The organism is Kocuria atrinae C3-8, from assembly GCF_000286355.1.
Classification (GTDB): Bacteria; Actinomycetota; Actinomycetes; order Actinomycetales; family Micrococcaceae; genus Kocuria; species Kocuria atrinae_A.
Map to the genome: position 1 here is coordinate 1 of NZ_AJXN01000031.1, position 23,676 is coordinate 23,676.

Genomic DNA, 23,676 nt, shown 5'->3' on the forward strand with positions numbered 1-23,676 from the left:
GGAGGAGAGGTTGGAGGCGAACCACCCGATGATGGTGGTGATCATGCCGACCAGAACGGGCTGATCCCCGGTGGGACCGCCGGTGAAGAAACCGTTGGCCACGTCCGTGGAGCGCACACCCATGTCCCCGGTACCGATCACCGTGGCACACAGCTCCGGAACGTCTTCGGCGAGGTTCCAGTCGGGCACTCGACACGGCACCCGCAGCAGGTACGCCATCATGACGGTATAGAGGCCCAGACCGAGCAGCAGCAGGCCGGAATTACCGCCGCCGCGCTTCTTGGCGCCTTCCATGCTCATGCGCGAACTCCTCCGGTGGACACAGGGACGGCATTAGTCTTCCACGGCCCCGGCCCGTTCGCCGCTCGTGGCGCGATCCAGCCCCACAATTTACGACGCCGCGCCAATCCCCTTGGACGTCGCCCACTCGATGAGCCGCTCGCGAGCGACATCCTTACCAACAGCGCCCTCGTCCAGGCGCATCTCGAGCAGGAACTTGTACGCCCTGCCCACCTCGGGGCCCGGTCCGATACCCAGGATCTCCATGATCTGCTGACCGTCCAGTTCGGGGCGCACGGCCTCGAGCTGTTCCTGTTCGCGCAGTTCGGCGATCCGCCGTTCGAGGTCGTCGTACGCGTTGGCCAGTTTCGCGGCCTTGCGTTTATTACGAGTGGTCACGTCCGAGCGGGTGAGTCGGTGCAGGCGTTCCAGCTGGTCACCGGCGTCTCGTACATAGCGGCGCACCGCGGAGTCGGTCCAGCCTGCATCGCCATATCCGTAGAAACGCATATGTAGTTCGACCAGGCGCGTGACCTTCTTAATGGTGTCGTTGTCGAAGCGCAGGGCCTTCATCCGCTTGCGGGCGAGCTTGGCGCCGACCAGTTCGTGATGACGGAAGCTGACCGCACCGCTCGGTTCGAAGCGACGCGTGGCCGGCTTGCCCACGTCGTGCATGAGCGCGGCGAAGCGCAGGGCGAAGTCCGGACCGGGCACGGGTCCGTCCGCGTCCGATTCCTTCTCGGCGGCCTGTTCCATCACCGTGAGGGAATGTTGGTAGACGTCCTTGTGGTGGTGCGCCTCATCCGTTTCGAGCTTGAGCGCGGGGACCTCGGGAAGCACGATCTCCGCAAGACCCGTGTCCGTCATGAGTTCGATACCGCGGCGGGGATACGCACCGCACACGAGCTTGACCAGTTCTTCCCGCACCCGCTCCGCCGAGACGATCTCGAGGCGCTGCGCCATGGCCGTCATGGCCTCACGCACGGGTTCGGCCACGTCCAGGCCGAGCTGCGAGCTGAAGCGCGCGGCTCGCATCATGCGCAGGGGGTCGTCCGTGAACGAGTCCTCGGGAGTGCCCGGGGTGCGCAGCACACCGGCGTGCAAGTCCTTGATGCCCCCGAACGGATCCACGAGCTCCAGATCCGGCAACCGCAGGGCCATCGCGTTGACGGTGAAGTCGCGGCGTCGTAGATCCTCGGTGAGGTCGTCCCCGAAGGCGACCACGGGCTTGCGCGAATCGGGATCGTAGGCCTCGGCCCGGTAGGTGGTGACCTCGAGCTGCAGACCCGCCTTGCGCATGCCGATCGTGCCGAAATCCTTACCGATCTCCCAGTGCGCATCCGCCCACTTCTTGATGACCGCGAGCGTCTGGTCCGGAGTGGCATCGGTGGTGAAGTCCAGGTCCAGGGCGTCCCGGTCCAGGAAGAGGTCCCGCACGGGCCCTCCCACCAGGGACAACTCGTATCCGGCGTCGGCAAAAAGCCGCCCCAGCTCGAGGGAAACGGGGTGCAGGGAGGAAGTATCGAAGAGCTGCGTCATGATGGCCGTAATTGTCTCATTTCTTCTGCGGCCGCCCGGCCCACCGCTTCCCGAGTCAGGGAGTGCTCGGGGAATGTGGCTAAGGTAGTAGGCATGGCTTTTCCCGTCCCTAGCGCGCCCAAGAGGCGACCGAACCAACCGGTCTCCGCGCTGCCCACGGTGGAAGAAGTCTCGGCCGGCGGCATTGTGGTGAACCTTCAGGATCCCACGCATCCGGTGGCCATCATCGCTCGAATCAATCGCGGTGGTCGCCTGGAATGGTGCCTCCCCAAGGGTCACCCTGAAGGCAATGAGACCAACCAAGAAGCAGCTGTCCGCGAGATCGAGGAAGAAACCGGCATCATGGGCCGCGTACTCTCTCCACTGGGCAGTATCGACTACTGGTTCACCGTCTCCGGGCACCGCGTGCACAAGACCGTTCACCACTTCTTGTTGGAAGCCACCGGCGGCTTCCTGACCACGGAGAACGATCCCGATCACGAGGCCGTGGACGTCGCCTGGTCCGGTATCGACGATCTTGGCCGTAAGCTGTCCTTCCCCAACGAGCGGCGCATTGCTGACATCGCTCGGGAGTACATCATCCACCAGCTCTAACCGCGCCCGCGGACCGGTTCCGCAGTAGCAGCGGCATTCGTTCTCCGTGCAGGAAGGCCTGTTTCATGCAGAAATCCGGTGCGCGTTCCAGCGCCATCATGGCGTCCGGAACCCTGATCTCCCGGGTTCTGGGCTTCGCCAAGGCGCTGCTGATCACGGTGGCGATCGGTTCGCTGACCACCATGGCGGACGTCTTCGAGCTGGCGAATAACCTGCCCAACCTGATCTACGTGCTGATCGCCGGCGGTGTGTTCAACGCCGTGCTGGTCCCGCAGATCATCAAGGCCTCCAAGAACCCGGACGCCGGCGCGGACTACATTTCCCGGCTCATCACCCTGGCCGTGCTCGCGCTGTTGGGCGTCACGGCGGTCGTGGTCCTGTGCGCCATCCCGATCATCCGCGTGATGGGCCCCGGCTGGTCCGAAGGCCAGCTGACCATGGCCATCACGTTCGCCTGATCACGTTCCCGCAGATCTTCTTCTACGGCCTCTACACGGTGGTCGGTCAGGTGCTCAACGCCAAGGGCGCCTTCGGTGCGTACATGTGGGCACCGGTGCTCAACAACATCATCGCGATCGCCGGCCTGGTGGTCTTCATCTACCAGTTCGGCCCGTTCGCCAGCACGCCCCACACCCTGGAGAACTGGACCTCGGCGCAGACGTTCTGGCTCGTGGGCATGTCCACGGTTGGCGTGATCGCCCAGGCACTCATTCTCTTCTGGCCCCTCAAGCGCCTGGGCCTGGGGTTGCGCCCCAAGTTCGGCTGGCGCGGCATCGGCCTGTCCACCGCCGCCAAGCTGGGCGGTTGGACCTGGCCACCGGCATCATCGCCAACCTCGCCTTCCTGGCCCTCACCCGGACCGCCGCGATCCCCACCGGCGCTCGTAACGTGGACCCGTCCGGCGGGGTCTCCGAGCAGATCGCCGGTGTCACCGCCCTCAACCAGGCCTCGCTCCTCTATTCACTGCCCCACGGCGTGATCGGCCTGTCCATCGCCACGGTCCTGTTCAACCGCATGGCCGCCGCCGCGGACGCCAAGGACCGCGACGGCCTGGTCTCATCCCTCTCCTCGAGCATGCGCATCACCAGCGTGGCCACCGTCTTCTGCATGGTGGCGCTCATCGTGTACGCGGGACCGCTGGGCATGATGTTCTCCGGCGGCATCGCCGCCGCCGGCGCGTGATCGGCCAGGTCATCACGGTCATCGCGATCGGCGCGCCGTTCATGTCCACGGCGTTCATGCTCGGCCGCGCCTTCTACGCCCAGGAAGACGCGCGCACGCCGTTCATCGTGCAGTTGATCGTGTCGATCTTCACGGTCATCGCCGCTATCGGAATCGCCCGCGCCCTACCCCCCGAGTACATGGTCTTCGCCGTCGCCGGTTGCTACGCCGCGCAGAACATCCTGGCCACGCTCCTCTATCACTTCGCGCTCAAGCGCCGCATCGGGGATTACGACGTCGCTCGCATCCTGGGTGCCCACGCGCGGATCCTGGCGGCCTCGCTGGTAGCCGGCCTGGGCGGCGTCGTCGCCTGTGGCTCATGGGCGGCTACGACACGGGCGGATTCCCGTGGCAGAACCAGGTCACGGCCTTCACGTCCGTGATGGTGGGCGGCGTGGCCATGGGGCTGGTGTATCTGGTGGCCATGAAGGTGTTCCGGGTCGAGGAATTCGGCTCGCTGATCGGCCCCTTGAAGGCACGTCTGGGCCGGTAGACTGCGCAACAGTTTGTCGTCGCGCCCGCGAACCGTGCCGGGCGCCGTAACTCGAGGGAGTTCGCCGTGTCCCAGCCCATTGCGCTCGGAACTGTTCTGGGAGGCCGCTATCAGGTCACCGCGTCGCTGCTGACCAGCGCCGATGACGATCACGTCCTGCAGGGTGAGGATCAAATCCTGCGGCGTCGCGTGTCTATCCTGGTGCCCGGTGACCAGCACGAGCAGCTCATGGTGGCCAATGCGCGCTCCCTGGCCTCGGGATCCGGCAGCGACCGGTTCAACATCCTGGACCTCGGGCAGACCGATCACACCACCTACGTGGTGACTTCCTACGCTCCCGCCGCGGATCTGCTGGACACCCTTTTGGTGGCGGAGAACGAGCTCGAGGACGAGTCCCTCTCGGACGACATCTTTGGCGATTCCCGCTCGAGCCCCATCTCCCCGTACGTCTACGAAGAGCCGGACCCCACGCAGCCGCACCAGGCCGTGCCCGCCGCGGGTTCCGGTGCCGGTACCGATGACAACGCCCCGTCCGACGCCGACGCCGCGCAGAAGCCCGCCGTGACCAAGTGGAGCGACGACGAGTACGAGGCGTACGAGAACGCCCCCGCCGCTCCCTCGGTGCGCAACAAGCTGGGCCGGGCGCGCAAGGTGAACCCCGAGTCCACCCGTTCCACCCTCTTCGATCGCGCCGCCGCCGGAGGTAGCGGTGCAGCCGTGGGTGCCTCCGCCGCCGCTGCGGGCAAGATCGACCCCACCTACGACGGCGATAACCGTTACGAGAGCTTCGAAGCCAACGAGGGCAAGCCCGAACGACTCACCGGTTACCCCGTCCTCGATGACGAAGCCCCCGGCCAGGACCACTCCGGCGCTGAGGCTCCCGCGGGAGCTGCCGCGACGGATGAGGCCATCGAGCGCGGGGAAGAACCCGTCGATGAGTACTCCGACGAGTACACGGACGACCGCGATGACCGATCCGCTCGTTCCGCGGGTGGTTCGGCCGCGGTCGGAGCGGGAGCCGTTGGCGCGGCAGGTGCTGCCGGAGCAGTTGGTGCCGCGGGAGCGGCGAATGCCGCCGGAAACGGGACGCTTCCAGGGGCGACGCCGCAGACGCCGGACATGCTTCCTCCGACCGCGCGGATTCCGACCATGCTGACGCCCACTACCCGGAGACCGCTGCCGCTGCCGCCGGTGGCGGTGCTGGCGCCGGTCACGACCCCGGCACCACGGCTGACCCCGAGACTCCCGGTAAGAAGCGCAACGGCCCACTGCGGGCGCTGCTATTACTCCTGCTGATCCTGGCCCTGTTGGCCGCGGTGGTCTTCGGCTTCCGTGCGTTGGGGTCGTTGACGGGGCAGTCCGGTGGCGATGACTCGGACCCGGCTCCGCAAGGCGAGCAAACGACGTCGGCGCCCCAGGAAACCGAAGCGGCCGGTGACCAGCCGGAACCCCAGCCGCAGGCCGTGACGCGGGTGACCTCGGATCCCAATTTCATGACTGACACGGACGCGACCCTGAGCCAGGCCATCGACGGCAACCCGTCCACCTACTGGCTCAGTTACGGCTTCTCCAACGCGCCTTCGGCAATCTGACCGAGTACGTGGGCCTGGCCGTGGAGCTCGAGGAACCTGCGCCGCTGTCCGAGATCACCATCGACCAGTCCAGCGGATCCGGCGGCAACTTCAACGTCTACGTGTCCGATTCGCCCTCCATGGACGGCGCGCAGCAGGTCGGAACGGGTTCGTTCACCGGCCCGCAGATCACTGTGCCTCTCAACCAGGCCGCCCAGGACGGCGAGCACCAGTACGTGTTGGTCGTGTGGGATCAGCTGCCGCAGCTGACCAACCCCATTGGCGGGTACCAGTACGGTCTGCGCATCGGTGAAGTTGCCGTGCAGTAGGCACCCGGAATATTCGCGCCGTACCGGCACGTTCTTCCAGTAGTTTCCCGCCGCGCACGCGGCAATCCTTAGAAAGGTCTACTACACGTGAGCAATGATCTCGGCCCCTCCTTCGCGAACGCCGTGAACTTGAACCTGACGCCCGCCGCGGCACAGGAGACCACCCCCGGCACCTCCGACGACGCCGTTCACGACGTTGTCATCGTGGGTTCCGGTCCCGCCGGCTACACCGCCGCTATTTACGCGGCACGCGCGGATCTGAAGCCCATCGTGATCGCGGGTTCGGTGACGGCCGGTGGTGAGCTCATGAACACGACAGACGTGGAGAACTACCCCGGGTTCATCGAGGGCATCATGGGCCCGGACCTGATGACCAACATGCAGCAGCAGGCCGAGCGCTTCGGTGCGGACATCCGCTTCGAGGACGTCACCTCCGTGGAGCTGGACGGCGAAATCAAGACCGTGACCATCGAGGACGGCACCGTGCTGCGCACCCGCACCGTGATCATGGCCACCGGTTCCGCCTACCGCAAGCTGGGACTGCCCAACGAGGAACGGCTCTCAGGCCACGGTGTTTCGTGGTGCGCCACGTGTGACGGCTTCTTCTTCAAGGAGCAGAACATTGCCGTGGTGGGTGGCGGTGACTCCGCGATCGAGGAAGCTACCTTCCTGACCAAGTTCGCGTCCAAGGTGACACTGATCCACCGCCGTGACTCGTTCCGCGCCTCGGAGATCATGCAGCAGCGCGCGTTCGACGATCCCAAGATCGAGATCCTGTGGAACAAGGCAGTGAAGGACATTCACGGCGAGGCCAAGGTCGAGTCCCTGACCTTGGAGGACACCGTGACCGGTGAGACGTCCGAGTTGGACATCACCGGCCTATTCGTGGCCATCGGCTCCGATCCGCGCGTTGACCTGGTCAAGGACCAGTTGGATCTGACCGTTGACGGCACCATTGCCGTGGACGGCCGATCCTCGACCACTTCCGTACCGGGTGTCTTCGCCGCGGGTGACGTTGTGGACGCCACCTACCGTCAGGCAATCACTGCCGCGGGCTCGGGTTGTGTCGCCGCGATCGACGTGGAGCACTACCTGGCAGCTCTCGACAGCTGATCACAGCCGACTTTGTCATAATCGATGTCAACCATTGGTGAACCGGCCGTTAAGGCCGAGCAACCACCCGTTTGAAAGGAACTACACGTCATGAGTGCAGCCAAGGACGTCACCGACGCCAACTTCCAGGCCGAGGTGCTGGAGAACTCCAAGCCCACCATCGTGGACTTCTGGGCCGAATGGTGCGGCCCCTGCCGTCAGCTGGGCCCCGTGCTGGACGCGATGGCCGCGGAATACGCGGACAACATTGACGTCGTGAAGGTCAACGTTGACGACAACCCCGCCATTGCCTCCAAGTACGGCATCACGTCGATTCCCGCCGTCTACTTGTTCGCCAACGGTGAGGTGGCCAAGACCTCCATCGGTGCCAAGCCCAAGTCCGCTCTGGAGAAGGAATTCGCGGACTACCTGACCCCGTCAGCCTGAGCGGTCAACACACCGCTACCGCGCGTTACGTTTCACAACTGTCAGGGGGAAGACCAGTGACATCCGAGCCAATTGCTCCCAACCTTCGCTTGGGAATGACCGATAGGCGCGTGGTGGGCCTTCGCGAACGCCTCATCCGCGCGAGCGAGGGTGCCACTGGTCTTTCGCCCAGCTCCGTCAACGATCCGTCGCACTTCGACGAGACTCTCGACGGCGCTCTGCGCACCTTCCAGCAGAACAAGGGTCTCATCGTGGACGGTGTGCTCGGTCCTGAAACCGAGATGGCCCTGACACAGGCGCAGTACAGCCTGGGTGACCGGTCTCTGTACTTCGATGCCGAGCACCCGTTGCGCGGCGAGGACGTCGAACGCATTCAGGCCAACCTTTCACGGTTGGGTTTCTATTACGGCCATCTTAATGGTGTCTTCAATCGCAAGACGCACTACGCCGTGGTGGAGCTCCAGGAGAATCTGGGACTGGAACCGAACGGCGTGGTGGACCTTGAGACCATTGCGGCACTGGCCCGCATCAACAAGAACATCACCTCATCCAAGGCATACTCCCTGCGTGATTACGCTCGCTTGGAGCAGGCGACCAATGCTCTCAAGCAGCGAGTGATCATCTTGTTGCCGTGGTCGGCGTCCGGGCAGACGGTGTCGCCCACGGCTCCCGCACAGTTCACCGCGGATCAGGCACGCATCACCACGGACGTGGCCCTGCGGACCTATGAGCTCTTGGACAATGTGGGTGCCCTTCCCGTGGTCGTTGGGACCGAGCAGTACACGACCAGGGCGGGCCAGCAGGTACGCACCGCCGAGTCCAAAGCAGCTGCGACCGACGGTCATGCGGATGCCCTGGTGCTGACCCTGCACTGTGACTGGAACGAGTCACAGTCCGCCAACGGTGTGGCCACGTACTACTGGGCAACCAGGACGGAACCGAGACCTTTTCGCCCATTGGAGAGATGGCCGCCCGCTACGTCCTCAAGGAACTCATCTCCCGTACGCTCCCAGGATCTGGCTGCCACGCACGGCAATGGGAACTCCTGCGCTACTCCGATGCGCCCACCGTGTGGGTCGATCTGGGCTACCTCTCGAGCGCCAACGAGCGAGATCACCTCGAGGACGACGAGCACCGGGAGCGCCTTGCCGAGTCGATTCTGTGCGGGCTTCAGCGCATGTACGTTCAGTCCAACGACACCGTTGCCACAGGAACCATGAGCCTCTCCGACATCGAGGCGTACTACAACAAGTAGGCCTCCCTCTCGTGTGGAAAGACCCCGCGGCAAAGAAGTAGCCCCGATGTTTCACGTGACATCGGGGCTACTCTTGTGCTTAGTCGCGATCTCCTATGGTGACTGCGGCTCGTCTAGCGAATCCGACCCTAGTTGCGGTCCTCCATCTTCGGATCGAGCACGTCGATGATCCGGTTCAAATCCTCCACGGAGGCGAATTCGATGGTCATCTTGCCCTTGCGAGCACCCAGTTGAATCTTCACGCTGGTGTCGAGACGATCCGAAAAGGCATCAGCAATGTAGTTGAGCCGATCATCGTGACGATGGGTAGGAGTCTTGCGCTTGGTGGCGTGGCGCTTCAGGCCATCCGATAGAGCCACCGTCTCTTCCGTGGCCCGCACGGACATTCCCTCGGCAACGATCCGCTGCGCCAGGCGCTCCATCTCCGCGGTATCAGTCAGGCCGAGTAGGGCACGAGCATGACCTGAACTCAGGACACCCGCAGCTACACGACGCTGAACCAACGGCGGAAGTCGAAGCAAACGTAGCGTGTTGGAAATCTGCGGCCGCGAACGCCCGATCCGCTGGGACAGCTCGTCCTGAGTGGCCCCGAATTCTTCCAAGAGCTGCTGATACGCCGCTGCTTCTTCCAGCGGATTCAGTTGGGACCGATGCAGGTTCTCAAGAAGGGCATCACGGAGCAGATCATCGTCCGATGTTTCGCGGATAATGGCAGGAATACTGTCCAGGCCTGCCTTTTGAACCGCACGCCAACGTCGTTCACCCATGACCAGCTCATACTTGGCCCCTTCACCCTCGCGGCTGGGACGAACGACGACGGGCTGAAGTACTCCGAGTTCCTTCACCGAGAAGGCCAATTCGGCGAGCTCATCCTCATCGAAGACCTGCCGGGGCTGTTTCCGGTTCGGATGAATGTCCGTAACGGACACCTCGGCGAACTGGGCTCCTGGCACCACTGCAAGGTTCTCTATATCAGTGTCTTCGTCACTCGTGGCCGATGTTTCACGTGAAACATTGTCGCTTTCGGCCGCGGATGTAGCTGTATCAGGACCATTGGCCGTGTTCCGTGGAGATTCTTCTCGGCCTGAAGTGCCGCCTGAAACCGCATCTGCACCAGGAGAGGGAACACGGGTCGGTACGTTGACGGTTCCGTTAGTGGAATCAGCGTCGGATGGCGAATCGCCCTCGCTGTCCTTGGGCTCTGAAGGCACCGAACGTGTAGTTTCCGAGTTCACCGGCTTGTCTACCTCAGCAGCTTTCGATGTTTCACGTGAAACAGCGGCATCTGATATCGGCTCGGAGCCAGCATTCTCACTCGAACCAGCGACCATGTTGCTATCCGTCTGGTTGCTCAGCTGAGAAGAAGCGCCCGCGACGTCATCGACTTCTACCTTCTCCGCCGCATCCGATGGAAGGAAGAACATATCAACTGGGCGTCTCACCGTAGTGGTGCTTCGGAGCGCCTGACCCATGTCACGACGTCCGCGCACATTGTTCTTCGCTGCCTTACCCTGCTTACTATTCGATGCCGCTGACGAGACTGACGTCAAAGTCTGCCCCTTTGAAGTCGTCGATGTTTCACGTGAAACATCGGCTGCCCTCTTTGTGTTCGATCTCTTGTCCGTACTGGAAGAAGGCGCGCTCCTTTTGGCCGCAGGCTGCGTCTGTTTGGTGCTGGTAGTGGCAGACGATTGAGAACTAGTGGCCGTCTTCTCAGAGGACGAGGCCTTCGCCTTCGAGGCAGTCTTCGCTCTCGTACCGCTCGTTCCAGCAGACTTGGTGGCCTTCCTCTGAGTAGAGGATGCGCTGGTCTTCTTCGGTGCAGCCGCAGCTTTACCCTGCGCCGTCGACTTGGCACGAGGAGCCGTTGTCGCCGGAGTGCTCCTTGGGCTGCTCGTGTGTCCTCCCTTATCGTCAGATTCTGCGGAAGGAGTGGCAGGGCCACTAGGAATGAGGGCTCCAAGACCGCGGCCCAGGCCGCGACGTTTCTCGCTCACGGGGATCCTTTCATCGAGTATTCGACGTTCATCTTATCCGCGATGTGCTTCCCTTTGCTGTCGCACGCCCCGTGGTCAGCTGTGTTGGGGAGTCGATGTTTCACGTGAAGCGGGAAGGGGTACACAGTTACCCTCCCGCTATCCGGTACAAGCGATCTACCCGCCTGTTGTATGAAGGTTCTAGCCGGTTGATGCGTGGAACCCGACGTGATCCCTCCGGTGATGTTTCACGTGAAACATAGCCAAGTCACATGGGGAGCCCTCAGAAGCGAGCATCCAGCTACGAAGCTACCCACGAATGACCCACCGTTGTACTGCCTACATAAAAAGCGGGCCACGAACATTCAAGTTCGTGGCCGCTTCGGATCATTGCTATGTTTCACGTGAACATCGAGCAACTGTCTCACGTAACGCCCGGAATTACCCCTTGGGGGAACGCGCGCCCAACTCAACGGCCGCCTCAAGATAGGAGAGAGCGCCGGTAGAGCTCGGATCGTATGTAATAACGCTCTGCTGATAACTCGGAGCCTCTGAGATCCGCACGGAACGAGGGATCATGGTGTTCATGACCTGCTCCGGGAAATGCTGACGCACTTCGTCTGCCACCTGTGATGCCAAGTTCGTGCGGCCGTCGTACATCGTCAACAGAATGGAAGACACCGAAAGGTCAGGGTTCAAGTGCTTCTGAATCATGTTGATGTTGTTCAGCAGCTGGCTCAGACCCTCGAGTGCGTAGTACTCGCACTGAATCGGAATCAGGACCTCGGTGGCAGCAACGAATGCGTTGATGGTGAGAAGCCCCAGGCTGGGCGGGCAGTCGATGAACACGTAGTCCAGTCGCGGTTCGCCGCGCTCCTCACGCGCCTTGGCGTACTCCTTGAGTGCACGCTGCAGTCGCTGCTCACGAGCGACTACCGACACCAACTCGATCTCGGCGCCAGCCAGGTCGATGGTGGCCGGCAGCACCCAGAGGTTCTCCATCTCGGGTGATTCCTGCACCACATCCACAATGGGAGTCTCGTCGATCAAAACGTCGTAAACGCTGTCGACGTCCGTGCCGTGAGGAATGCCCAGTGCAGTAGAGGCGTTGCCCTGCGGATCGTTGTCAACCACCAGCACGTTCTGTCCCTGCTGCGCGAGGGCAACAGCCAGGTTCACCGAGGTGCTGGTCTTGCCCACACCACCCTTCTGGTTACTGATGGTGATGTACCGGGTCTCAGCAGGGGGATCGATCTTGGTCTGCTTGAGCTTGGCCCGACGTCTGTTCTCTTCCACGAGCTTCCTCCCGAGAGCGGTATCCGCTACTGCCTCTTGCGCTGCCGTACCGTGCTGGGTGTCTGTTTCGCGTGAAACATGACGACCTCGGTCAGGAACAACCTTTTCTGTTTGTGCTACGGGATCCGGTGGAAGACCGAAGTCGTGACCGCGCGCTCGGTTATCCCGAGCTTCGGCGTTCTGCTCCACTCGTACCACTCGTCCTCTCCGACGTTTAGAGACTGTACTGGGGTTAGCTTACCCAGCCAGATCGTTCACGCTGATCCGGATCACAATTCGATGCGGACCACCGTGGTGGGTTCGCTCAGTAGATCCTCACCCACGGTGAGTACCTCCGCCGAACGCACGCCGAAACGATTGAACTTCTTCTTGGCCTTGTCGACCTCATCCTGCGCTGAGCGCCCCTTGAGAGCCAGGAGCTGCCCCCTGCCCTTGAGCAACGGCAGGGTGATGTCCACCAGACCAATCAATGCGGACACCGCACGAGCGGTGACCACGTCCACGTTCTTCAGTTCCTTCTTCGCCTGCTCGGCTCGTGCCCTCATCACGGTCACGTTCGTCAGCTGGAGATCCTCAATGACCTCGTTGAGCCACTGCACGCGGCGCTCCAACGGTTCAACCAAGGTGATGGAGACGTCCGGGCGGGCGAGCGCCAGGCACAGGCCGGGAAGTCCGGCCCCGGAGCCCACGTCGACGACATTCGCGTTCTCGGGGATGAGTTCCTGCACCACGGCGCAGTTGAGCACATGGCGTTCCCACAACCGGGGTGCTCGCGAGGTCCAATCAAACCGCGGACGATCCCGGAGGACGCCAGGTGCTCTGTGTAGCGCTTGGCCAGATCGAGCCTGTCACCGAAGAGCTGCTGTGCAGCCTCCATTTCGGCACCCTCCAACGGGGGAGCCGGCTGCGGATCGGGAGCTGGCCGGGACTCAGCGGGAGGCTGAGAAGGCCTGGGAGCGGCGTCGTTGGCCTTGGACGAGCGTGACTGTGCCAAAGACTAACCCGCTGCAGAAATGACGATGTGGCGGCCGGCGCCTTCACCCTCGGACTCGGAGATCAGACCGGCCTCTGCGACTGCGTCGTGAATGATCTTGCGCTCATAGGCGGACAGCGGATCCAGGTGCACGCTGTCGCCGGTCGACTGCACCTTGGCCACCGCGTTCTGTGCCATCTCGCGCAGTGCTTCCGCACGTTCCTCGCGGTACCCGGCCACGTCCAGCACCAGGCGGCTGCGACGCTCCGTGGCGGACAGCACGGCCAAGCGGACGAGCTCCTGCAGGGAGTCCAGCACCTCACCCTTGGGGCCCACGAGGGCCTCGAGCTCGGCGTCCTGACCGTCCTCGGTCACCACGGACACGTACGTGCGGCCGTCGCGGACCTCAATGTCGATGTCACCGTCGATGTCGGCGGTGTCCAGCAACTCCTCGATGTAGTCGGCCGCGATCTCGCCTTCTTCCTCGAGCGGGCTGAGCTGGGCTTCCAGGACGTCGCCGGACTGTTCCTCGGCCACGGTGTCCTGACTGTTATCGGTGTCGTTCATTCGATGCCCTCCCTCAGGACCCTTGCTTCTTGCGGGACTGCTGCTGCTTCTGACGCTTCTTGGACACGGGCTGCTTGCGCTGACCCGCTGCGGCACGCTGACGCTGCTCTTCCAGCTTCTCCTCGTGCTCTTCCTTGGTCACGCCCACCGGGGGCAGACCCTTGGCCGCACGGCGTTCGTTGAGCTCGCGCTCGGCCTGGGAACCCGGGGTGGGGTTGTTGCGGATGACCCACCACTGCTGGCCCATGGACCACAGGTTGGAGACGGTCCAGTAGATGAGCACACCCAGCGGGAAGTTGATGCCACCGATCGCGAAGACCAGGGGGAATAAGTAGAGCATCATCTGCTGCTGGCGGTACATGGGCGACTGCTTGGCGGCATCGCTCATGTTGCGCACGGTCAGCTGCTTCTGAGTGATGAACTGCGTTGCGGACATGGCCACGATCATCACGATGGCCAGGATCACGGTGGCGGTGTGGTTACCGGCACCGGGCTGCATCAGGGTGGAGAACAGCGGCGCACCGAAAATGGTGGACGCGTTGAACTGCTCCACCAGATCCGGGGTCAGCACGTGGATCGACTCACCGTTGCCGGCGGCCTGGGGCACGGAGCGCAGCACCTGGAACAACGCGAAGAAGATGGGCATCTGCACCAGGATGGGCAAGCACGCCGAGAACGGGTTGGACCCGTGGTTCTTGTAGAGGGCCATCTGCTCCTCGGCCATGGCCTGGCGCGAGAGCTGGTCCTTCTTACCCTTGTACTTGGCCTGCAGTTTGGCCATCTCCGGCTGCAGTTCCTGCATGCCGCGCATGGACTTGATCTGCTTCAAGAACAGGGGAATGGTGAGCGTTCGCATCACCAGGGTCAGGCCCACGATCGACAGCACCCAGGTGATACCGGAAGCCGCGTTCATGCCAATGGCAGTGAGCAATTCGTGGAAGACCCACAGCACTGCCGAAACGGCCCAGCTGAAGGGGAAGAGGATGATGTCGAAGAAATTCATCGAACGTTGGCTCCTTGGGTCACGCCGTGGTGGTGACCTGGGCGGTCGCACGTGGTCTCACGCGCGAGGTTCGGGTGGTTGAGCAGCATGATCTTGGGCGTTTCGGACAGTGAGTGGAACTCACGCCCACCGCCTGGAACTCTATCGATTCCGCCCGCCGCCCAAGGATGACAGCGCAACAGACGCTTGACGCTGAGGCCCAGCCCGCGAGCGGCACCGTGAACGGTGACGGCTTCGAGTGCGTAGGCCGAGCAGGACGGGAAGTAACGGCAGACGTCCCCGTAGAGCGGGGACACGATGGATCGGTACAGCTTGAGCAGCGCAATGCACAGGTTCTGCGGGGCGTACTTGATGGCGCGAAGCGCGCTGTTCGCCTTGCGGTACTCGTGAGGCGCTCGGTTCAGGAGAGCGTCGGCTGCCACCCGGTCTTCCACGTGTGCGCCTCCTCCAATACCTTGCACATCGAACGGTACGGCATTGCGCTGAGCAATGCCGGTGTCTGTCGCTATCCGGCCTTCCGGGAAGCACTCGCGTACGCACCCCGGTAGTCATCGCCGAGCTCGTTCCAATCCGCACCGGCCGAGGCGGGTAGTGCCCGCACGACCACATCGTGCCCGGTAGGGCGCGATCGAACGGTATCGGCAGCAAGTTCTCGCAACCGGCGCTTGACCTTGTTACGGACCACCGCGTTGCCCACGGCCTTGGATACGACGAAACCCACGCGGGTCGACTGCTCGTGATCGCTCACGCGTACGGATACGACGACGTTCCGGCGTCCACTACGGGCGCCGGAACGTACGGTTGCAGAAAACTGCGCCGAGGTGCGCATCCGATGCTGGACTGGCAGCACGGTGCGAGGCCTCTACAACTTAGGCCGACAGAGAAGCGCGACCCTTGCCACGGCGGGCATTCAGGATGGCGCGGCCTGCGCGGGTGCGCATACGAGCGCGGAAGCCGTGCTTACGGGCACGACGGCGGTTATTCGGCTGGAAAGTCCGCTTGGTCATTAGTCACTCCACAAGGTTGGGACAACGGTGCTTGAACGTGCGGTTGCACGGGATGGGCACGCGGTAGGCATTTGGGTGCGTAGGCACGGCAGAAAGGCCCGAGCATAAACGCACAAGACTGATTTACAGTAGTCAATCGCCCGCCCCCGGTCAAATCAGGGGGTCCGCGGGGACTTCTCCACAGTTGTGAATCCACAGCCTGTGAATCTTGTGGACAAGGCTTCCAGCGGGTGTCTCGGAACGAGTTTATCCCCAGGCGCGAACTACAAGCTTGTAGTTCTCCACACCGGCCCAATGGGGCTATGAAGTGCCGCGATGCATGTTCTAGGCTGTCCGTTACGGGTTCCCCCACTCTGGTTTATCCACTGCTGTGTATAACTCTGTGGAAAACTAGCCTCGACCCGCCGCTACCGTCAGGAGAAATACATGCACCAGGACAATCAGCCCCTGCTCCAACAGTGGGCCGAATGCGTCCGGTACATGAAGGAACACCCCAGCGTGACCGGCCGGTCCCGTGGCTTCATTTCACTGTCCGAACCCCAGGGCCTCATGGGCACCACCCTTCTGGTGGCCGTGCCCAACGAGCGCACGCGTGAGTACTTCCAGCACCGCAGCATGGCAGCCGTCCTCGGCGAGGCTGTGGGTCGGGTTTTCGGTCCCGAGACCCTGGTCGCGTTCGTCGTGGACACCGAACTCGGTCTGACTCCGCCGGAGCATGAAGCGCCCGCGCCCGCCGCTGATCCCGCAGTGCCTTCCATCGAGGAGCTCGAAGCCGAGCGCAATCGCAGCACACCGTCAGCACCGGCAACCCCTGGCGTGGATATTCCCCGCACCGACCACCCGAGTCCGATGCCCAGCGGCCTGACCGACACCATGGCCGCGGAATCCACCACCCGCGAGTACGAGGATCTGCCGCCTCGTCGAGACCCGGAGGCAGCACCGCCGGCCCGACCGAGCGAACCGCTCAGCACCACCAACGGCACGGATACCAGCCCCTCGGATGCGGAATGGGACAGCTCCGCGCGGTTGAACCCCAAGTACGTGTTCGATTCGTTCGTGATCGGCCAGTCCAACCGTTTTGCCCACGCCGCGGCGTTTGCCGTGGCCGAGACCCCCGCCAAGGCATATAACCCGTTGTTCATATATGGGGATTCAGGGCTGGGCAAGACCCACTTGCTGCATGCCATCGGCCATTACGCCAAGCGGCTCTATCCCAAGCTGCGCGTGCGTTACGTGAACTCCGAAGAGTTCACCAACGACTTCATCAACTCGATCCGCGATGACGAGGGCTCCTCGTTCAAGGGCATCTACCGCAACGTGGACATGCTGCTGATCGATGACATCCAGTTCCTGGCCGGCAAGGAACACACGCAGGAAGAGTTCTTCCACACGTTCAACGCCCTGCACAATCACGAGAAGCAGATCGTGATCACCTCGGACATGCCGCCCAAGCAGCTGACCGGTTTTGCCGAGCGCATGCGGTCTCGCTTCGAGTGGGGATTGATCACGGATGTCCAGCCTCCGGAGTTGGAAACGCGTATCGCGATCCTCCGGAAGAAGGCCATCAGCGAGGGCATGGATGCGCCCGATGACGTGATGGAGTACATCGCCTCGCACATCTCCACCAATATTCGTGAGCTCGAGGGCGCGCTGATTCGTGTCACCGCGTTCGCTTCGCTGAACAAGCAGGCGGTGGATCTGCCGCTGGCCGAGCTGGTGCTCAAGGACTTGATCACCGAGGACGGCGGCCAGGAGATCACGGCGGCGTCCATCCTGGGTCAGACCGCAGCCTTCTTCAACATCACGTTGGACGAGCTCAAGTCCAAGTCCCGCACCCGCACGCTCGTGACCGCGCGGCAGATCGCCATGTACCTGTTGCGCGAACTCACGGACATGTCGCTGCCGAAGATCGGTCAGGAATTGGGCGGGCGCGATCACACCACCGTGATGCACGCGGACCGCAAGATTCGCACCCTGATGGCCGAGCGACGTCAGATTTTCGATCAGGTCACCGAGCTGACCAACCGCATCAAGCAGCAGTCCCGCGAGGCTGACCCCGCTTCTTCGCATTTCTTCAGGGTCCCGGCCGGTTGGCCGGGGCCCTATTTTTTGTGATTCGTCCACAGGTCCCCCGCCGCCCAGGACCAGCGACGACGCCGCTCCATGCACAGTTCGTCACGGCCGTGTGGATGGGTTGTGCACAACCTGAAATCGGTCGATGTGGAAAACTTTGTGGACAACGAAGGAGCTTCGGTGGATAACCCGACCGAAGTGGGGGACGAGGCTGTGGATCCCGCGGAATCACGCGGAAGTTGTGCACTGAGCGACCACAGACGAACTCGAAGTTAAGCACAGGACATCAACAAGCTCGACCGGTTCGAACAGCGGGAAGCAGGCAGTTATCCACAGTTTCCACATGGGTTATTAACACTCTTACCCTTAAAGAGAAATCCACCGAATAACAAATATCTTGTCCCTCCATCCCGACCCGCGCTCCGCTGAGAACCTGTAATTACAAGTTTCCGCACTCCACCGGAGTGCTCCGGGCTCGAAACTCGCGGCTCAAGGCGGATACGATGCACACGGCGAGTTACACATTTTTTAGATCAAAGGGGCATTGCCGTGAAGTTCTCCGTCGAGCGCGACGTACTGGCTGAAGCAGTCACATGGACGGCACGATCCTTGTCTCCACGCCCTCCGGTACCCGTCCTGTCCGGTCTGCTCATCAAGGCCGAAGGCGGATCACTGTCAATCGCAAGCTTCGATTACGAGATCTCTGCTCGCCTAACCATCAGCGCTGATGTTCAGGAAGAAGGCACCACTCTGGTTTCGGTCGCCTCCTCGCGGACATCTGCCGTTCTTTGCCTTCGGCACCTGTTCAGGTGGAAGCCGACGGCGGCAAGGTCACGCTCACGTGTAAGTCGTCCAAGTTCAATCTCGCCGCGATGCCGGTCGACGACTACCCCCAGCTGCCGGCCCTGCCGGATCTCTCGGGTGTCATTGCCGGGGACGAATTCGCCCATGCTGTGGGTCAGGTCAACATCGCCGCATCCAAGGACGACACCCTGCCGATCCTGACCGGTGTGCGCATGGAGATCGAGGGCGAGAAAATCACGTTGCTCGCGACCGACCGTTACCGCTTGGCCATGCGCGAGCTCACGTGGCGTCCTTCAGATCCCACGATTTCCACGGCCGCGCTCATCAAAGCCAAGACCTTGAACGACATCGCCAAGACTCTCGGCGCATCCGGTGACGTCAACGTGGCGCTGGCCGACAACGCCGAGCTGGTCGGTTTCGAATCCGGCGGTCGTCGCACCACCAGCCTCCTGATCGACGGCGAATACCCCAAGATTCGTTCGCTGTTCCCGGAGAACACTCCCATCACCGCCGCGGTCAAGACCGCGGATCTGGTGGAAGCAGTTCGTCGTGTGTCCCTGGTGGCCGAACGCAACACCCCGGTCCGCCTCGCCTTCACCCAGGGCCAGGTCGCCTTGGATGCCGGCACGGGCGAGGACGCTCAGGCGTCCGAGGTCCTGGATGCCCAGCTCAACGGCGACGACATCACCGTGGCGTTCAACCCCACGTACCTCTCCGAGGGTCTGCACGCGTTCGATTCGCAGTACGTGCGCTTCTCCTTCACGGCTCCGCCCAAGCCCGCGGTCCTGTCCGCCCAGGAAGAGCTGGACGGCGAGGACAACGTGATTACAAGTACCTGCTGATGCCGGTGCGGTTGCCCAACCAGTGATCGTGTGTTCGTAGACCACCTGTCCCTGCTGGATTTCAGGACCTACGCGAGTCTCGATCTGGCCCTGGAACGCGGGCTGACCGTCTTCGTAGGTCCCAACGGTGTGGGCAAAACCAACGTGGTCGAAGCCATCGACTGGGCGGCCAACCTGTCCTCCCATCGCGTGGCCAGCGATACCCCGCTGATCAAGACCGGATCCGAACGCGCGATCGTGCGGGTCCGGATCCGCAGGGCTACGCAGCAGACGGTTCTGGAATTCGAACTCAACGACCGCCGAGCCAACCGGGTGCAGATCAATCGCGCGGCACCGGTGCGCGCCCGGGAAGCCGTGGGCGTGCTGCACACCGTGGTGTTCTCCCCGGAAGATCTGACCCTGGTCAAGGGAGATCCGGGACATCGGCGGAAGTTCCTGGACGATCTGGCAACCTCCATGCGTCCGGTGTTGGCGGCCGCCCGCGGCGACTATGAGCGGGCTCTGAAACAACGCAATGCCCTGCTGAAATCGGCTCGCTATTCGCGGCAGCATTCGGATTCCCACCAGGCCACGCTCACGGTGTGGAACGAACAACTGGCTCGGGCAGGTGCCGCGGTCATGGGCGCCCGGCTGCAGCTGCTCAAGGCACTGGAACCGGAAGTGGACCGGGCCTACCAACAGCTCACGGACGGGCCCAAACACGTCAAGCTGCGCTACGAGTGCTCGTCGTTGGATCCTTCCGCGGACGTCGCAGCTCTGGAGCACTTCTCGGTGGAAGACCTCTACGAGCTGATGCTGCAAGCCTTCGAACGGGTCGCGCGGCAAGAGCAGGAACGCGGGATCACTCTGGTGGGCCCGCACCGTGATGACATGGTGATTTCCCTGGGAGACACCCCGGCCAAGGGCTACGCCTCCCACGGCGAAACCTGGTCCACGGCCCTCGCCCTGCGGTTGGGGTCTTGGTACGTCCACGTGGCGGACGACCCCAACGAGGGTGCGGCCCCCGTGCTCATCCTGGATGACGTGTTCGCCGAGCTGGATGCGCGGCGCCGGCAGAAGCTCGCCCAGCTGGTGCAGCAGGCCGAACAGGTGCTCGTGACCGCCGCGGTCGACGAGGACCTTCCGGCTGCGTTGCGCGAGAATCCTCATCGCGTAGTCCGAGTGAGCCCCGGCCAGGTCGAGGTCACGGATTCGACGACGGCGCTCGAGCAGGTCCCGGGCGAACAGTCACCTTCCGAGGATCTGCCCGCTCCCCAGGTCGACGAGGAACGCGACCTTTCCGCAGGGGAACGCGATGCGACGTCGTCGTCGGTTCAGGACCCACGAGACCAGGGTGAGCATGGCTGATCCGGCCCGGGAAGACGTTGTCGATGCAGCCGCCTCTGCCCTGCAGCGGGTGCGCCGCGCCGCCCAGGAGCGCGGCGACTCGCGACTGTCCAAAGCGGCGGCTGCCAAGAACATGAAGTTCTTCGGGCAAGCCATGGAGGACGGCACCGGATCGCCGGCGCTCAAGCAGCGCTACAACCGGCCCGTGGATGCCCGGCAGATGGGCGGCTACTCGGGACCCGGCAAATCCGCGCGGGATCCGCGGAAACTGGGCAATATCGTGGACTCGCTCATCGTGCACCGCGGCTGGAAGACCCCGGTGAATGTGAGCAGTGTGCTCGCGGACTGGGCCTCGCTGGTGGGCGCGCGCAATGCCGAGCACACGTGCCGGAGAGTTTCGAGGACACCGTGGTGCGCGTGCGCTGCGATTCCACCGCGTACGCCACACAGCTGCGGCTGATGCAATCGCAGATCCTGCGGACCTTCGCGGATCGGCTGGGTGAGGGGATCGTGACCAAGCTCGACATCCACGGTCCTGTGGGCCCCAGTTGGAAGAAGGGTCGGTGGACCGTGCAGGGCCGCGGCCCCCGCGATACATATGGATAACATCGTTTCGTTTCTCGGATGAGGCTGTAGATGCCGGAATTCTCGGAATCACCCCCGGCTCGTGTGGTCCCCCATCAGATCGGCCCCTCGGGGCGTCTGCGGGCCGTTGAGCGCTTTATCCGGTAGAATTGCGGTAACAAGATCTTTTCGCCCCGCCAGCCGATGAGCCGCGCGCCGTCTCATCGGCTGTATTTATGTGGGCCGACCAATCGATCTACGTCGATTACGCAGGAGGACCGGAGACCCCGTGGCTACAGAGGATCCCCTACAGCACGAATACGGTGCCAGCGATATCACCGTCCTGGAAGGCCTGGAGGCCGTCAGGAAACGTCCGGGGATGTACATCGGTTCCACCGGACCTCGTGGACTGCACCACTTGGTGTACGAGGTTGTCGACAACTCGGTCGACGAGGCACTCGCCGGCTACTGCGACCACATCGAGATCACGTTGCAGGCCGACGGCGGTGTGCGCGTTTCCGACAACGGCCGCGGCATCCCCGTGGATATGCACCCCAGCGAGGGCAAGCCCACCGTAGAGGTGGTCATGACCATTCTGCACGCCGGCGGTAAGTTCGGCGGCGGCGGGTACGCGGTCTCCGGTGGTTTGCACGGCGTGGGCATCTCCGTGGTGAACGCACTGTCCGCGCGCGTGAACACCGTGGTGCGCCGCCAGGGCTTCGAATGGCGCATGAACTTCGCCAACGGTGGCGTGCCGCAGGGCAAGCTCGAAAAGGGCGATGCCACCGAGGAAACCGGCACCACCCAGACGTTCTACCCGGATCCCGAGATCTTCGAGACCGTCGATTTCGACTTCGAGACGCTGCGCGCTCGCTTCCAGCAAATGGCCTTCCTGAACAAGGGCCTGCGCATCACCCTCACGGACGAGCGCCAGAAGGACGAGACCGGTGAGGAAATCGCCGGTTCCGAGGCCAAAGCTTCCGAAGAGGAGCCGGTCGAGGGTCAGGACGGCGGCACCGTCAACGCCGTGAACGGCGAGACCCACACCAACCAGAACGGTGACCTGCAGGTCGTCTACAAGTACGACCGCGGTCTGCTGGACTACGTGACCTTCTTGAACGCTTCCAAGAAAGCGGATCTCATCCACGAAGACGTCATTGCGTTGGAAGTGGAAGACGAAGACAAGAAGATGTCGTTGGAACTGGCCATGCAGTGGACCACCGCGTTCACCGAGTCGGTGCACACCTACGCCAACACCATCAACACCCACGAGGGCGGCACGCACGAAGAGGGCTTCCGCTCCGCGCTGACCACCCTGATCAACCGCTACGCGCGTGAGAACAAGCTGCTGCGCGACAAGGACGAGAACCTCACCGGCGACGACGTTCGTGAGGGTCTGACCGCGGTGGTCTCCATCAAGCTGGGCGAACCCCAGTTCGAGGGTCAGACCAAGACCAAGCTGGGCAACTCCGAGGCCAAGACCTTTGTGCAGCGCGAGATGTTCGACCTGTTCGGTGACTGGCTCGAGCGCAACCCGTCCTCGGCCAAGGACATCATCCGCAAGGCGATCTACGCGTCCCAGGCCCGCCTGGCCGCGCGTAAGGCCCGTGAGACCACGCGCCGTAAGGGCCTGCTGGAATCCGGTGGCATGCCGGGCAAGCTCAAGGACTGCTCGTCCAAGGACCCCACGCTCTCCGAGATCTACCTGGTGGAGGGTGACTCCGCCGGTGGTTCGGCCGTGCAGGGTCGCGATCCCGCGCACCAGGCCATCCTGCCGTTGCGCGGCAAGATCCTGAACGTGGAGCGCGCCCGCCTGGATCGTGCGCTGTCCAATGCCGAAGTGCAGTCGATGATCACCGCGTTCGGCGCGGGCATCGGCGACGACTTCGACATCGAGAAGGCTCGCTACCACAAGATCGTGCTCATGGCCGATGCGGACGTGGACGGCCAGCACATCACCACGCTGCTGCTCACGCTGTTGTTCCGGTTCATGCGCCCGCTCATCGAGCACGGTTATGTGTACCTGGCGCAGCCGCCGTTGTACCGCATCAAGTGGTCGAACGCCCCCCACGAGTACGTGTTCTCGGACGCCGAGCGTGACCAGGCCGTGGCCCAGGGCCTGGCCAACAACCGGCGCCTGCCCAAGGACAACGGCATCCAGCGGTACAAGGGTCTGGGCGAGATGGACTACACCGAGCTGTGGGACACCACCATGGACCCGCAGCACCGTACGCTGCTGCAGGTGACCATGGACGACGCCGCCGCGGCGGATCAGGTGTTCTCGGTGCTCATGGGCGAGGACGTGGAGTCCCGCCGAGAATTCATCCAGCAGAACGCCAAAGACATTCGGTTCCTCGACATCTAAGGCATCTGAACACGATGTCGGCCGTGTATTCCGTATGCGGCATGAATGCAGAACTGTGGG

Annotated in this window: 24 protein-coding genes and 4 pseudogenes; 18 read left to right on the forward strand and 10 right to left on the reverse strand. The window is 63.0% G+C overall.

The genetic code is table 11. The features are described from left to right. Together YO9_RS0104465 and YO9_RS0104470 are read right to left on the reverse strand one after the other, a co-directional pair. Nucleotides 1–300 (reverse strand): annotated as a pseudogene (locus YO9_RS0104465) (glycosyltransferase 87 family protein); the annotation flags it as partial. A gap of 90 nt (nt 301–390) precedes the next feature. After that, complete coding sequence (locus tag YO9_RS0104470; RefSeq protein WP_016996425.1) at nt 391–1,818, reverse strand: CCA tRNA nucleotidyltransferase; 1,428 nt, start codon at nt 1,816–1,818, stop codon at nt 391–393. 93 nt (nt 1,819–1,911) lie between these two features. On the opposite strand from YO9_RS0104470, the gene YO9_RS0104475 reads away from it, so the two are divergent. From YO9_RS0104475 to YO9_RS20590, 12 genes and pseudogenes are all read left to right on the forward strand, one after another. Next, entirely contained in the window at nt 1,912–2,412 is a 501-nt protein-coding gene (locus YO9_RS0104475) for an NUDIX hydrolase (protein ID WP_016996426.1), read from the forward strand. Between the two features lie 65 nt (nt 2,413–2,477). Then, nucleotides 2,478–2,870 carry a lipid II flippase MurJ gene (locus YO9_RS20565; protein ID WP_317259746.1) on the forward strand — a complete coding sequence of 131 codons (393 nt, stop codon included), beginning with the start codon at nt 2,478–2,480 and terminating at the stop codon, nt 2,868–2,870. Next, nucleotides 2,792–3,391 carry a lipid II flippase MurJ gene (locus tag YO9_RS20570; RefSeq protein WP_317259747.1) on the forward strand — a complete coding sequence of 200 codons (600 nt, stop codon included), beginning with the start codon at nt 2,792–2,794 and terminating at the stop codon, nt 3,389–3,391. The genes YO9_RS20565 and YO9_RS20570 overlap by 79 nt, the downstream gene beginning before the upstream one ends. Then, complete coding sequence (locus YO9_RS20575; RefSeq protein WP_317259748.1) at nt 3,388–3,594, forward strand: hypothetical protein; 207 nt, start codon at nt 3,388–3,390, stop codon at nt 3,592–3,594. Before YO9_RS20570 ends, YO9_RS20575 begins: the two co-directional genes overlap by 4 nt. After that, nucleotides 3,591–4,016, forward strand: coding sequence for a lipid II flippase MurJ (locus YO9_RS20580; protein ID WP_317259749.1), 426 nt, complete (start codon nt 3,591–3,593; stop codon nt 4,014–4,016). Before YO9_RS20575 ends, YO9_RS20580 begins: the two co-directional genes overlap by 4 nt. Nucleotides 4,017–4,192: 176 nt before the next feature. After that, entirely contained in the window at nt 4,193–5,422 is a 1,230-nt protein-coding gene (locus YO9_RS0104485) for a hypothetical protein (protein ID WP_031272672.1), read from the forward strand. A gap of 11 nt (nt 5,423–5,433) precedes the next feature. Next, the gene (locus YO9_RS0104490) at nt 5,434–5,718 is read left to right on the forward strand and encodes a hypothetical protein (RefSeq protein ID WP_031272674.1); all 285 of its coding nucleotides are present in this window, start codon (nt 5,434–5,436) and stop codon (nt 5,716–5,718) included. A gap of 8 nt (nt 5,719–5,726) precedes the next feature. Continuing rightward, nucleotides 5,727–6,026 (forward strand): early set domain-containing protein, encoded by a 300-nt coding sequence (locus tag YO9_RS0104495; protein ID WP_031272676.1) that lies wholly within the window; start codon nt 5,727–5,729, stop codon nt 6,024–6,026. 87 nt (nt 6,027–6,113) lie between these two features. Then, complete coding sequence (gene trxB, locus YO9_RS0104500) at nt 6,114–7,139, forward strand: thioredoxin-disulfide reductase (RefSeq protein WP_016996430.1); 1,026 nt, start codon at nt 6,114–6,116, stop codon at nt 7,137–7,139. Nucleotides 7,140–7,229: 90 nt separating this feature from the next. Then, complete coding sequence (gene trxA / locus YO9_RS0104505) at nt 7,230–7,565, forward strand: thioredoxin (protein ID WP_016996431.1); 336 nt, start codon at nt 7,230–7,232, stop codon at nt 7,563–7,565. Between the two features lie 95 nt (nt 7,566–7,660). After that, nucleotides 7,661–8,026, forward strand: a pseudogene (locus tag YO9_RS20585) (peptidoglycan-binding domain-containing protein); the annotation flags it as partial. 503 nt (nt 8,027–8,529) lie between these two features. After that, nucleotides 8,530–8,820: an N-acetylmuramoyl-L-alanine amidase gene (locus YO9_RS20590; RefSeq protein ID WP_317259750.1), complete on the forward strand. Its 291-nt coding sequence runs from the start codon at nt 8,530–8,532 to the stop codon at nt 8,818–8,820. Between the two features lie 128 nt (nt 8,821–8,948). On the opposite strand, the gene YO9_RS16815 is transcribed toward YO9_RS20590, so the two are convergent. The 8 genes and pseudogenes from YO9_RS16815 to rpmH all read right to left on the reverse strand — a co-directional run bounded on the left by YO9_RS16815 (nt 8,949) and on the right by rpmH (nt 15,642). Then, nucleotides 8,949–10,292, reverse strand: a complete 1,344-nt coding sequence (locus YO9_RS16815; RefSeq protein ID WP_223286103.1) for a ParB/RepB/Spo0J family partition protein — start codon at nt 10,290–10,292, stop codon at nt 8,949–8,951. 945 nt (nt 10,293–11,237) lie between these two features. Next, complete coding sequence (locus YO9_RS0104525; protein WP_016996434.1) at nt 11,238–12,092, reverse strand: ParA family protein; 855 nt, start codon at nt 12,090–12,092, stop codon at nt 11,238–11,240. A gap of 269 nt (nt 12,093–12,361) precedes the next feature. After that, nucleotides 12,362–12,969, reverse strand: a pseudogene (rsmG, locus tag YO9_RS0104530) (16S rRNA (guanine(527)-N(7))-methyltransferase RsmG). Between the two features lie 120 nt (nt 12,970–13,089). Continuing rightward, entirely contained in the window at nt 13,090–13,632 is a 543-nt protein-coding gene (locus YO9_RS0104535; protein ID WP_016996436.1) for a Jag family protein, read from the reverse strand. 13 nt (nt 13,633–13,645) lie between these two features. Beyond that, nucleotides 13,646–14,635: a membrane protein insertase YidC gene (gene yidC / locus YO9_RS0104540; protein WP_016996437.1), complete on the reverse strand. Its 990-nt coding sequence runs from the start codon at nt 14,633–14,635 to the stop codon at nt 13,646–13,648. Then, the gene (gene yidD, locus YO9_RS0104545) at nt 14,632–15,069 is read right to left on the reverse strand and encodes a membrane protein insertion efficiency factor YidD (protein WP_016996438.1); all 438 of its coding nucleotides are present in this window, start codon (nt 15,067–15,069) and stop codon (nt 14,632–14,634) included. Before yidD ends, yidC begins: the two co-directional genes overlap by 4 nt. 71 nt (nt 15,070–15,140) lie before the next feature. After that, nucleotides 15,141–15,485, reverse strand: a complete 345-nt coding sequence (gene rnpA, locus YO9_RS0104550) for a ribonuclease P protein component (RefSeq protein ID WP_031272680.1) — start codon at nt 15,483–15,485, stop codon at nt 15,141–15,143. A gap of 19 nt (nt 15,486–15,504) precedes the next feature. Then, nucleotides 15,505–15,642 (reverse strand): 50S ribosomal protein L34, encoded by a 138-nt coding sequence (rpmH, locus tag YO9_RS16820; protein ID WP_095797204.1) that lies wholly within the window; start codon nt 15,640–15,642, stop codon nt 15,505–15,507. A gap of 426 nt (nt 15,643–16,068) precedes the next feature. Between rpmH and dnaA the strand changes: the two genes are divergently transcribed. The 6 genes and pseudogenes from dnaA (at nt 16,069) to gyrB (ending at nt 23,616) form a co-directional block, all read left to right on the forward strand. After that, the gene (gene dnaA, locus YO9_RS0104555; protein ID WP_016996440.1) at nt 16,069–17,757 is read left to right on the forward strand and encodes a chromosomal replication initiator protein DnaA; all 1,689 of its coding nucleotides are present in this window, start codon (nt 16,069–16,071) and stop codon (nt 17,755–17,757) included. Between the two features lie 507 nt (nt 17,758–18,264). Further along, a pseudogene (dnaN, locus tag YO9_RS0104560) lies at nt 18,265–19,387 on the forward strand (DNA polymerase III subunit beta). Nucleotides 19,388–19,391: 4 nt separating this feature from the next. Further along, nucleotides 19,392–20,708: a DNA replication/repair protein RecF gene (recF, locus tag YO9_RS0104565; RefSeq protein ID WP_016996441.1), complete on the forward strand. Its 1,317-nt coding sequence runs from the start codon at nt 19,392–19,394 to the stop codon at nt 20,706–20,708. Beyond that, entirely contained in the window at nt 20,701–21,147 is a 447-nt protein-coding gene (locus tag YO9_RS0104570) for a DciA family protein (protein ID WP_317259751.1), read from the forward strand. Before recF ends, YO9_RS0104570 begins: the two co-directional genes overlap by 8 nt. Next, on the forward strand, nt 21,105–21,293 hold the full coding sequence (locus YO9_RS20595) for a DciA family protein (protein ID WP_317259752.1): 189 nt from the start codon (nt 21,105–21,107) through the stop codon (nt 21,291–21,293). Before YO9_RS0104570 ends, YO9_RS20595 begins: the two co-directional genes overlap by 43 nt. Nucleotides 21,294–21,540: 247 nt before the next feature. Beyond that, a complete protein-coding gene (gyrB, locus tag YO9_RS0104575) occupies nt 21,541–23,616 on the forward strand; it encodes a DNA topoisomerase (ATP-hydrolyzing) subunit B (RefSeq protein ID WP_016996443.1) in 2,076 nt (691 codons plus the stop codon). The last annotated feature ends 60 nt before the right edge of the window (nt 23,617–23,676 follow it).

What these genes read in the sequence shown, in the direction of transcription:
- rpmH (WP_095797204.1), bottom strand. Translation starts at nt 15,642, where the DNA reads ATGACCAAGCGGACTTTCCAGCCGAATAACCGCCGTCGTGCCCGTAAG.
- YO9_RS0104470 (WP_016996425.1), bottom strand. Translation starts at nt 1,818, where the DNA reads ATGACGCAGCTCTTCGATACTTCCTCCCTGCACCCCGTTTCCCTCGAG.
- YO9_RS20565 (WP_317259746.1), top strand. Translation starts at nt 2,478, where the DNA reads ATGCAGAAATCCGGTGCGCGTTCCAGCGCCATCATGGCGTCCGGAACC.
- trxA (WP_016996431.1), top strand. Translation starts at nt 7,230, where the DNA reads ATGAGTGCAGCCAAGGACGTCACCGACGCCAACTTCCAGGCCGAGGTG.
- dnaA (WP_016996440.1), top strand. Translation starts at nt 16,069, where the DNA reads ATGCACCAGGACAATCAGCCCCTGCTCCAACAGTGGGCCGAATGCGTC.
- YO9_RS16815 (WP_223286103.1), bottom strand. Translation starts at nt 10,292, where the DNA reads ATGGGTCAGGCGCTCCGAAGCACCACTACGGTGAGACGCCCAGTTGAT.
- YO9_RS0104570 (WP_317259751.1), top strand. Translation starts at nt 20,701, where the DNA reads ATGGCTGATCCGGCCCGGGAAGACGTTGTCGATGCAGCCGCCTCTGCC.
- YO9_RS0104535 (WP_016996436.1), bottom strand. Translation starts at nt 13,632, where the DNA reads ATGAACGACACCGATAACAGTCAGGACACCGTGGCCGAGGAACAGTCC.
- yidC (WP_016996437.1), bottom strand. Translation starts at nt 14,635, where the DNA reads ATGAATTTCTTCGACATCATCCTCTTCCCCTTCAGCTGGGCCGTTTCG.
- YO9_RS0104475 (WP_016996426.1), top strand. Translation starts at nt 1,912, where the DNA reads ATGGCTTTTCCCGTCCCTAGCGCGCCCAAGAGGCGACCGAACCAACCG.
- YO9_RS20590 (WP_317259750.1), top strand. Translation starts at nt 8,530, where the DNA reads ATGGCCGCCCGCTACGTCCTCAAGGAACTCATCTCCCGTACGCTCCCA.